Here is a 9,582-nt window from a genome sequence, read left to right on the forward strand (position 1 = left end):
ACGTCGTCGCCGATGGCATACCCGGTCAGGAACAGCTCGGGACAGACGAGCAGCCGCGCCCCGGCGGCTGCCGCGCGCTCTGCCGCCTCGTCGAGTGATCAAGTCGCCCACCCGTCAGCAGGTTCGTGAGCGTGCCGTTGGTGTCCTGCTCGGCAGTACTGACCGGAGTACGTTCCTTCGCCGCCATCGGCCAGCGGGCATCGCATGCTCCGCAGGAGACGCTCGCCCGGCTCGGTGCCCGCGCTGCGACGGTCTTCAGCGTGCGCATCGCGCCGAGTGCGGCGGCCGTCCGCCGCGTCCTGAACGCCGCCTGCCCCGGCGGGCTCGCCGCCCCGCGCCGCCGCCCCAAGCTCACCTTCGAACACCAGGCATGGGCAGCCGTCCTTGACCAGCGCGGCATCCTCAGATCGTCGATCGCCCACCTGCTCCACCTCAGCGAGCCCTACATCCGGACCGTCCTCACAGCCATCGAGCCACTCCCGGAGCAGCACGGGCACACCAGCGAGCGCCTCACCGTCCGCATGGTCGACCCCTCCGACCATGCGGACTACCGCATGTCCATGACGTCAAAACCCAGCTGACACGACGCGCACCACTTATTTGTCGACAGACACCCAGGGCTCCGGAGTGTTTGACCTCTGCCCCGGTTTTATCGTGGAGGCGGATTGGCCGTCACGCGGGCCGCCTCGGGCATGAGGCGAGCACGGCTCCTGCGGATCACGGAGTCCTACCTTTCAAGGGCGGGTTTGCACTGGTCACTCGTAAGATCGGTCGGCCCAGGGGTACTGGGTATGGCTGTCATGGAGGAGCCGATGGGATGGCTCAGAGAACATGGCCGCCCGGGGCCCCGCGACGCTCGACCGCCAATTGGGATGTGCGACTTGATCGCTCTGTAGGACTACGTCGGCGAGGTCGTCTGCTGGATCGATTTGTGACGACGAGCTGACGGAGGTAGCCGTGCCCCGGATCTGGGGCGGAGTGGACATCGGCAAGGAGCATCACCACTGCGTGGTGCTCAACGATCGGGGCGAGCGGCTGCTCTCCCGCCGGGTCCTGAACGACGAAGCGACCCTGCTGGAGCTGATCCTCGACGTCCTGGACATCGACCAGGACGTGCTGTGGGCAGTGGACATCAACCACGGCGGTGCCGCGCTGCTGGTCGGCCTGCTGCTCAACCACGACCAGCCCATGGCCTACCTCACCGGCCTGGCCGTCCACCGCGCCTCGGGCACCTACCGCGGCGAAGCCAAGACTGACGCGAAGGACGCCTTTGTCATCGCTGATCAGGCACGCATGCGCCGTGACCTGGGCCGGCTGCGGCCCGGCGACGAGATAGCGGTCGACCTGCGCATCCTCACCACCCACCGCACCGATCTGGTCAGCGACCGCACACGTCAGATCAACCGTCTTCGCGCCCAACTGCTTGAATATTTCCCCGCGTTGGAACGCCCGCTGGACCTGACCAACAAGGACCCCGTCATTCTCCTGACGGGCTATCAGACTCCAGTCGTCATCCGCCGCGCCAGCGCCAGGCGCATCGAGACCTGGCTGCGCAACCGCAAAGTCCGAACTGCCGAGATCCTGGCGAAGGCCGCTCTGGAGGCGGCGCAGGCCCAGCAGACCGCACTGCCCAGAGAGAAGCTCGTCGCCGCCATGGTGATCCGCATGGCCAAGGCGGTGACGGCCCTCGACGATGAGATCGCCGAGCTCGACGCTCTCATCGAGGCCCGGTTCCGCGAGCACCCGCACGCCGAGGTGATCCGCAGCCTGCCCGGGATGGGCAGCCAGCTCGGGGCCGAGTTCATCGCTGCCACCGGCGGTGAATTGGATGCCTTCGCCAGCGCGGACCGCCTGGCCGGCTACGGCGGCGTGGCCCCGGCTTCCCGGGACTCCGGTCGGGTCAGCGGCAACCTTCATCGCCCCCGCCGCTACCACCGCGGCCTGCTGCGGGTCTTCTACCTCTCCTCGATGGCCAGCTTGAAATCCTGCCCCGCATCGCGGACCTACTACGACCGCAAACGCGCCGAGGGAAAGGGGCACAAGCCGGCCCTGATCGCGCTCGCGCGGCGACGAGTGAACGTCCTGTGGGCGATGATCCGCGACGGAGCGTGCTATCAGGCAGCACCACCAGTCACGACAGCGGCTTGACAAGGGCATTGGGATGTTCTCTACACTCCCAGGTCCACGAGATGCCGTGCTCGTCGCTTTCTCGGACCGTGAAGTCCGCTATCTGTTGGTGGAGTTGGAGTAGGTCCCGGATCCGCGCGGCCGCCAGGGCCAGCGGTACCGGCTGTCCACCCTGCTGGGGAACACGGCCTGTGCGATGACCGGAGCCAGCCACGACTCGTTCACCGCGACCGGCGAGTGGTGCCAGCGCACCGCCCGCGAGGCCCCGGCGTTCCTGCCGACCCGTTCACCGGGGTCCTGACCCGGCAGGAGGGACGTCAGCCGCCCGGTCCTCCGAAGAAACCGCCGGTCCCGTTCCCGTTGCCGTGCCCGTTGCCCCCGCCGCCCGACGAGGTATCCGGAGACGTGGTCCCGTCGGTCGGAGTGGGAGATCCGCCTCCGCCGCCGATGGCCGAGTTACCTCCGGTGTCGCCTCCGTTGTTGCCTCCGTTGTTGCCTCCGTTGTTGCCCCCGCTGCTGTTCTGGCAGTTCCGGTCCCACGGCCGGCAGCTGTCGCTCGGGTTGGGCGTGGGGGAGGAGGGCGTCTTCGAAGGTGTCGTGGACGGCGTGGTGGAGGCGGTCTCCGAAGGCTCGATGGTCGGCTTCGGCGAAGGGGCGCCGCCCCCGTAGAGCGTCTCGCCCCACGGCTCCGGCTTCGGGAAGGTCAGGACGTCCTCTCCCTTCAGCGCGTCGGCCATGTAGTCGTGCCAGATCTGGGCCGGGAACGAGGCACCGTGGATCGTCTGCTCGCCACCCGTGCCGTACATCTTCTCGAATTCACGGTTCTTGTGCTTCTCGTTGTCGTCGAGCCGGTACATGCTGATGGCGGTCGACAGCTGCGGGGTGTACCCCACGAACCAGGCGGACTTGTTGTCGTCCGTCGTACCCGTCTTGCCCGCGACATCACGACCGGGGAGCTTGGCAGGCGTGCCGGTCCCGTGCTCGACGACGTTCTTCAGTACGTCAGTGACGTTGTCGGCGATGATGTTGTCGAAGGCACGCTTGTTCACCTTCTTGTGCTGATAGACGACCTCACCGCGGTGCTTGACCTCCTCGACGGAGTACGGGTCGTGCTGCATCCCGCTGTTGGCGAAGGTGCCGTACGCCCCCGCCATCCGGATCGCACTCGGCTGGGACGTACCGATGGAGAACGACGGAACGGTCGCGTCCGCCATGTACTTGTCGTCACGCAGACCCGCGGCTATCGCGACGTCCTTCACCTTGTCGGTGCCGACGTCCATGCCCAGCTGTACGTACGGGGAGTTGGCGGACACCTGCATCGCCTCACGAAGGGTGATATTGCCCTCCGACTTGTGGCCGTCGTTGGCCTGCAGCCATTCCTTGCCGTTCTCGTCGGTCCAGACCTCGCCGTTGTACTTCTTGATCTTCAGTTTGTCGTCGGCGTTGTAGATGCTCTTCGGGGAGACCTTCGTGCGCTGCGACGCGTCCTGTTCCGGCGGGCCTGAAGGGTCACGCTTGCCGTACTCCATGGCAGCCGCCAGCACGAACGGCTTGAAGGTCGAACCCACCTGCGCACCGGTGGTGTCGGCGTTGTTGGTGTAGTGAGTCGTCGCGTCCTGACCGCCGTAGATCGCGGCGATGGCTCCGGTGGCCGGATTCACCGACGCGCCACCGAACTGGACGTGTGTGTCCTTGGTAGGACGCGCCTTCGGATCGATCTTCGTGTCGTAGACCTTCTTGACGGCGGCGTTGAGCTTCTTGACCTTCCGCTCGTCGAAGGTGGTGTGGATCTCGTAGCCGCCCTGGGCCAGCTTCTCCGCCGTGACGCCCCTGGTGTTGCTGTTGAGGAAGTTCGCCTTGGCAAGGTCCACGAGATAGCCGATCTGACCGCCCAGTTGCGCGTTCTGCTTCGGCGGCTTCGGCATGGGGAACTCCGTGTACTTGTCGCGCTCCTTCTGCGTCATCCGCCCGTCCTTCACCTCCTCGTTGAGGATCCAGGACCAGCGCTTCTTCGCCCGGTCCAGGTTCTTCGCCGCAGTGGCCTGCTCAGGATCGATCTCGGGCGCGCCCGCCGGGTCGTAGTAGGTCGCGCCCTTGAGCAGCGTGGCCAGGAAGGCGCACTCGCTCGGGTCCAGATCCCTGGCGTCCTTGTCGTAATACGTACGCGCCGCCGCCTGAATCCCCGATGCACCTCGTCCGTAGTACGAGATGTTGAGGTAGCCGGCCATGATCGTGCGCTTGGACTCCGTCTTGCCGACCTTGATCGTGATGAAGAGCTCTTCGAACTTCCGGCTCAGGGTCTGCTCCTGAGAGAGACGCGAGTTCTTCACGTACTGCTGGGTGATCGTTGAGCCGCCCTGGGTCTGTCCGCCCTTGGCCATGTTGTAAAAGGCCCGGGCGATACCCATCGGGTCGATGCCGCTGTCGGTGTCGAACGACTTGTTCTCCGCCGAGATGACGGCGTTGCGCATGGCTGCGGGAATCTGCGAATAGTCGATGATCTGACGGTTGGTCTCGCCACCCGTGGCGATCATCTGCTTGCCGTTCGCCCAGTAGTAGACGTTGTTCTCCGCCTTGGCGGCATCCTTCACCTTGGGCGTCCCGACCATCGCGTATGCCAGCCCGGCAACACCCATGAGAAGGCCGAGGAAGCCGATACAGAGACTGGAGACCAGCTTCCAGGACGGCACCCAGCGCCGCGCTCCGTACTTCCCGGCGCGGGGGTAGTCGATGAAGCGCTTCTTCACGGGACGCTGACTGCCGCGCCCACGGCCCCGACCGGGACTCTCGTACCCGTCGCCGCCACCACCCCGGCGTCGGCCACCACCGCCGCCATGGCCCGCGCCACCTCCCTCGGCGGCACGCCGGCTCCCGCTACCACGCTGTGCGGCTCGTCTGGCCGCGGCACGCCCGCCGTACGGACTCTCGTCGTCGTACGAACCGGAAGGTGACTCATTAGTTACTCCGCGTGACGGAGCTGCGCGGCGTCCTGTGGACTGCTGGGCGGCTCGTCTGGTCGCGGCACGCCCGCCACCTTGCGGTTGCTGCGTCTTGCGACGGTGCTCGCTCATCGAACGACTACTCCTCGGGCAGGCGAGAGCGCCTGGAAGCGGCAGTTGAGATCCGGTCCCCCCGAATTACGGACGGACCCTGCGACAGGCTCATCCGCAGCGCGTCCGGTCAGTCCGCGACGACTGACGCTCGGGGGCGTCGTGCGGTTCCCGGTGGTCTGCATGCCGCACAGACTACGCACGGTCAAAACCCACCCAGGGCCCAAGTTCACCCCAAATCACGCAAGTCGCTTCCTACGAATTGGCGATGTGACGCCGTTCACAATGCCCCCCCTTGTCGCATCGCGGTGAGCGATCTATCGTCATGATGTATCGAGTCGATACATCAGCTCGGCATAAGGCTCCGCGGGAGCACTCGGAGAAGGAGGAGGCGAAGTTGAGCAGACGCTCCGGCATCCTCGAATTCGCCGTACTCGGTCTGCTCCGCGAGTCCCCCATGCACGGGTACGAGCTGCGCAAACGCCTCAACACCTCGTTGGGGATCTTCCGAGCCTTCAGCTACGGCACCCTCTACCCCTGCCTCAAGACGCTGGTGGCCAGCGGCTGGTTGATCGAGGAACCGGGAAACGGTCCGGCAGAGGCCCCACCCGTCGGCGGACGTGCGGTCGCCCCTGCCTCTTCACTGGCAGGACGGCGCGCCAAGATCGTCTACCGGCTGACGGCAGAAGGTAAGGAGCACTTCGAGGAGCTGCTCTCGCACACCGGCCCCGACTCCTGGGAGGACGAGCACTTCGCAGCCCGCTTCGCCTTCTTCGGACAGACGGAGCACGAGGTGCGGATGCGCGTACTGGAAGGCCGCCGCAGCCGGTTGGAGGAGCGGCTGGAGAAGATGCGCGCCTCTCTGGCACGCACCCGCGAACGACTCGACGACTACACGCTTGAGCTGCAGCGACACGGCATGGAATCCGTGGAGCGCGAAGTGCGCTGGCTGAACGAGCTCATCGAGAGCGAGCGGTCGGGACGGGATCAGCGACGATCCTCGCCCGAGGGTCCCGCTCAGCAGAACACAGCAGGGGAGACGGACGGCCTGCCCCGGCACCGGGGTCATACCCCGCCGGATCCGTCCGACGACACCGGCAAGTGAAGTCCCAGCACTTCCGCAGGGCCTTCATCGGAATCACCGAGAACACTCAACACAGGGAGCAACCGGAATGGGTTCGGTTCGCGTAGCCATCGTCGGCGTGGGCAACTGCGCCGCCTCGCTGGTGCAGGGCGTCGAGTACTACAAGGACGCCGATCCGGCCGGCAAGGTGCCCGGTCTGATGCACGTCCAGTTCGGCGAGTACCACGTGCGTGACGTCAAGTTCGTCGCCGCCTTCGATGTCGACGCGAAGAAGGTCGGCCTCGACCTCGCGGACGCCATCGGTGCCAGCGAGAACAACACCATCAAGATCGCCGACGTTCCGAGCACCGGCGTGACCGTCCAGCGCGGCCACACCCACGACGGCCTGGGCAAGTACTACCGCCAGACCATTGAGGAGTCCGCCGAGGCCCCGGTCGACATCGTCCAGGTCCTCAAGGACAAGCAGGTCGACGTCCTCGTCTGCTACCTGCCCGTCGGTTCCGAGGTCGCTGCGAAGTTCTACGCGCAGTGCGCCATCGACGCCAAGGTCGCGTTCGTCAACGCCCTCCCGGTCTTCATCGCCGGCACCAAGGAGTGGGCGGACAAGTTCACCGAGGCCGGTGTCCCGATCGTCGGCGACGACATCAAGTCCCAGGTCGGCGCCACCATCACACACCGCGTGATGGCGAAGCTCTTCGAGGACCGGGGTGTCATCCTGGACCGCACGATGCAGCTGAACGTCGGCGGCAACATGGACTTCAAGAACATGCTCGAGCGTGAGCGCCTGGAGTCCAAGAAGATCTCCAAGACGCAGGCAGTCACTTCCCAGATCCGTGACCGCGAGCTCGGTGCGGACAACGTCCACATCGGTCCGTCGGACTACGTGGCCTGGCTGGACGACCGCAAGTGGGCGTACGTGCGCCTCGAGGGCCGCGCCTTCGGTGACGTTCCGCTGAACCTGGAGTACAAGCTCGAGGTCTGGGACTCCCCGAACTCCGCCGGTGTCATCATCGACGCCGTGCGCGCCGCGAAGATCGCCAAGGACCGTGGCATCGGTGGCCCGATCCTCTCCGCGTCCTCGTACTTCATGAAGTCCCCGCCGGTCCAGTACTTCGACGACGAGGCCCGCGAGAACGTCGAGAAGTTCATCAAGGGCGACGTCGAGCGCTGACACGACCGACAACGGCGTGTGAACGCGGCAGGGCGCTGAGTGGCAACGCTTCTCAGCTTCCGCCTCGTTGAGGGTCCCCGGGCAATCCGCCCGGGGACCCTCAACGTATGTGACCCTTGCCCACATGCCCGTCGTACGTGATCTGCGCGTACTCCTGCGCCTTCGGAACTTCCGTCGTCTGCTGGCCGTACGGCTCCTCTCCCAGTGTGCCGACGGCGTCTATCAGGTCGCCCTCGCCGCGCACGTCGTCTTCTCCCCGGAGAAGCAGACGTCGGCGGCGGCCATTGCCTCCGCGATGGCTGTGCTGCTGCTGCCGTACTCGCTCATCGGCCCTTTCGCCGGCGTCCTGCTGGACCGCTGGCAGCGCCGTCAGGTTTTCCTTTACGGCAATCTGCTGCGCGCAGCCCTCGCCTGCTGCACCGCCCTGCTGATCCTCAGCACCGCACCCGACTGGCTCTTCTACGCCTCTGCGCTGTGCGTCACCGCGGTGAACCGCTTCGTGCTGGCGGGACTCTCGGCCGCGCTACCGCGGGTCGTCGACAGGGACCGGCTGGTCATGGCCAACTCGCTCTCACCGACTGCGGGCACGCTCGCCGCCACGGCAGGCGGCGGCCTCGCCTTCGCCGTACGCCTCGTGGCTGCGGACTCGGATGCCGCAGTGGTGCTGCTGGGCGCGGGGCTCTACCTCGCCTCGGCACTGGCCTCCCTCAGCCTTGCCACCCGACTCCTCGGACCGGATACGAACGGCAGTCCTATCCGACTGAGGGACGCGCTCACCACCACCGCGCACGGACTCGTCGACGGGCTGCGCCATCTAGCGGAACGGACGGACGCCGCACGGGCACTGGGCGCCATGACAGTGATCCGGTTCTGCTACGGGGCGCTGACCGTGATGGTGCTGATGCTGTGCCGGTACGCCTGGTCCGACAGCGAATCCGGCGGTCTGGCCCTGCTCGGACTGGCCGTGGGCGCCTCGGGAGCGGGATTCTTCGCGGCGGCCGTACTGACGCCCTGGGCGGTTGGACGGCTCGGCCGGTTCCGCTGGATAGCGACGTGCGCCGCCGCGGCTGCCGTCCTCGAACCCGCGCTCGGGCTATGGTTCGCTCCCGGACCGATGCTGGTCGCGGCATTCGTCCTCGGAGCCGTCACTCAGGGCACGAAGATCGCGACGGACACGGTGGTGCAGACCTCGGTGGACGACTCGTTCCGCGGTCGCGTCTTCTCTCTGTACGACGTGCTGTTCAACGTGGCCTTTGTGAGCGCCGCCGCAGTAGCCGCTGTGGCACTGCCTCCTGACGGGAAGTCGGCCCCAGTGGTGATCGGGCTTGCGCTGCTCTACGGGATCGTCGCCGTGACGATGTTCCGGTGGAGCCGTGTCAGTGAAGTGCTATAGCGTGCGCGCGTCAAAAGACGAGCGGCGCACGATCCGCGGGGGCACCCACATGACCTACCCGCCCCAGCAAAGCCCTGGACCATACGGGCAGCAGCCTCAACAGCCGTACCCACCCCAACAGCCCGTGTACGGCTATCCGCAACAGCAGCCGTATCCGCCGCATCAGGGTCAGCAGCCGTACGGCGGCCATCCCGGTGGCCCTCCGACCCAGGGCATGCCCCCACAGGGCCCGCCGCTCAGAACATGTCCGGTGGCAAGAAGGCTTTCCTCGCGGTGCGCAACATCGTCATCATCGTGGTGGCGCTCAGCGCCCTCGCGGGTCTGAAGTTCGGCTGGGACAAGATATTCGAGTCGGACGCCAAGGCCGCCTCGGTCGGTGACTGCCTGCAGAACAAGGGCTCCAACATCAGCCCGGACATGGCATCGGCCGACTGCGGCTCGTCTGGGGCCGAGTACCAGGTGGCCGAGGTGCACGACGACACCACGGACACGGACCTGTGTGACGCCAAGAAGTACGTCGCCTACACCGAAACCTCCGGCAGCCGTAAGAGCCGGACCAGTGTGGTTCTCTGTCTGACGCCGATGAAGTCGACGGGCTGACTCTTCCGGGGCAGGTACCGATAGCTGCTGCATCGAGGGGCGCTGTTTCACGTGAAACAGCGCCCCTCCGCACATCCGGCCGTGGTCATGTTATATAGGAAGAGCGACGGGTAGGGAAAGAGTTTTAAAACGTGTGTGTATATATAGGTTGTCGCCG

7 protein-coding genes and 1 pseudogene are annotated in these 9,582 nt (G+C 66.2%); 6 read left to right on the plus strand and 2 right to left on the minus strand.

Translation table 11 applies throughout. From position 1 onward, the window contains the following. Positions 1 to 95, minus strand: a pseudogene (locus AB0915_RS36260) (carbon-nitrogen hydrolase); the annotation flags it as partial. A 30-nt stretch (positions 96 to 125) separates the two neighbouring features. Here AB0915_RS36260 and AB0915_RS36265 point away from each other — a divergent pair. Both AB0915_RS36265 and AB0915_RS36270 read left to right on the plus strand, forming a co-directional pair. Continuing rightward, positions 126 to 581, plus strand: a complete 456-nt coding sequence (locus AB0915_RS36265; protein WP_366695226.1) for a hypothetical protein — start codon at positions 126 to 128, stop codon at positions 579 to 581. Between the two features lie 376 nt (positions 582 to 957). Then, a complete protein-coding gene (locus tag AB0915_RS36270) occupies positions 958 to 2,148 on the plus strand; it encodes an IS110 family transposase (RefSeq protein WP_366695228.1) in 1,191 nt (396 codons plus the stop codon). Between the two features lie 296 nt (positions 2,149 to 2,444). Here AB0915_RS36270 and AB0915_RS36275 read toward each other — a convergent pair whose 3' ends face one another. Beyond that, positions 2,445 to 4,763 (minus strand): transglycosylase domain-containing protein, encoded by a 2,319-nt coding sequence (locus AB0915_RS36275; RefSeq protein WP_366695238.1) that lies wholly within the window; start codon positions 4,761 to 4,763, stop codon positions 2,445 to 2,447. An 811-nt stretch (positions 4,764 to 5,574) separates the two neighbouring features. On the opposite strand from AB0915_RS36275, the gene AB0915_RS36280 reads away from it, so the two are divergent. The 4 genes from AB0915_RS36280 (at position 5,575) to AB0915_RS36295 (ending at position 9,425) form a co-directional block, all read left to right on the plus strand. After that, entirely contained in the window at positions 5,575 to 6,282 is a 708-nt protein-coding gene (locus AB0915_RS36280; protein WP_366695230.1) for a helix-turn-helix transcriptional regulator, read from the plus strand. Between the two features lie 67 nt (positions 6,283 to 6,349). Beyond that, positions 6,350 to 7,432 (plus strand): inositol-3-phosphate synthase, encoded by a 1,083-nt coding sequence (locus tag AB0915_RS36285; protein WP_366695232.1) that lies wholly within the window; start codon positions 6,350 to 6,352, stop codon positions 7,430 to 7,432. A 124-nt stretch (positions 7,433 to 7,556) separates the two neighbouring features. Continuing rightward, complete coding sequence (locus AB0915_RS36290) at positions 7,557 to 8,825, plus strand: MFS transporter (protein WP_366695234.1); 1,269 nt, start codon at positions 7,557 to 7,559, stop codon at positions 8,823 to 8,825. 243 nt (positions 8,826 to 9,068) lie between these two features. Then, positions 9,069 to 9,425, plus strand: a complete 357-nt coding sequence (locus AB0915_RS36295) for a hypothetical protein (RefSeq protein WP_366695236.1) — start codon at positions 9,069 to 9,071, stop codon at positions 9,423 to 9,425. Positions 9,426 to 9,582 lie beyond the last annotated feature (157 nt).

Source organism: Streptomyces sp. NPDC048411, from assembly GCF_040704695.1.
Taxonomy (GTDB): domain Bacteria; phylum Actinomycetota; class Actinomycetes; order Streptomycetales; family Streptomycetaceae; genus Streptomyces.

Excerpts from the sequence above, each read along its gene's own strand:
- AB0915_RS36285 (WP_366695232.1), top strand. The coding sequence starts at position 6,350 with ATGGGTTCGGTTCGCGTAGCCATCGTCGGCGTGGGCAACTGCGCCGCC.
- AB0915_RS36295 (WP_366695236.1), top strand. The coding sequence starts at position 9,069 with ATGTCCGGTGGCAAGAAGGCTTTCCTCGCGGTGCGCAACATCGTCATC.
- AB0915_RS36275 (WP_366695238.1), bottom strand. The coding sequence starts at position 4,763 with ATGGGTGTTGCCGGGCTGGCATACGCGATGGTCGGGACGCCCAAGGTG.
- AB0915_RS36290 (WP_366695234.1), top strand. The coding sequence starts at position 7,557 with ATGCCCGTCGTACGTGATCTGCGCGTACTCCTGCGCCTTCGGAACTTC.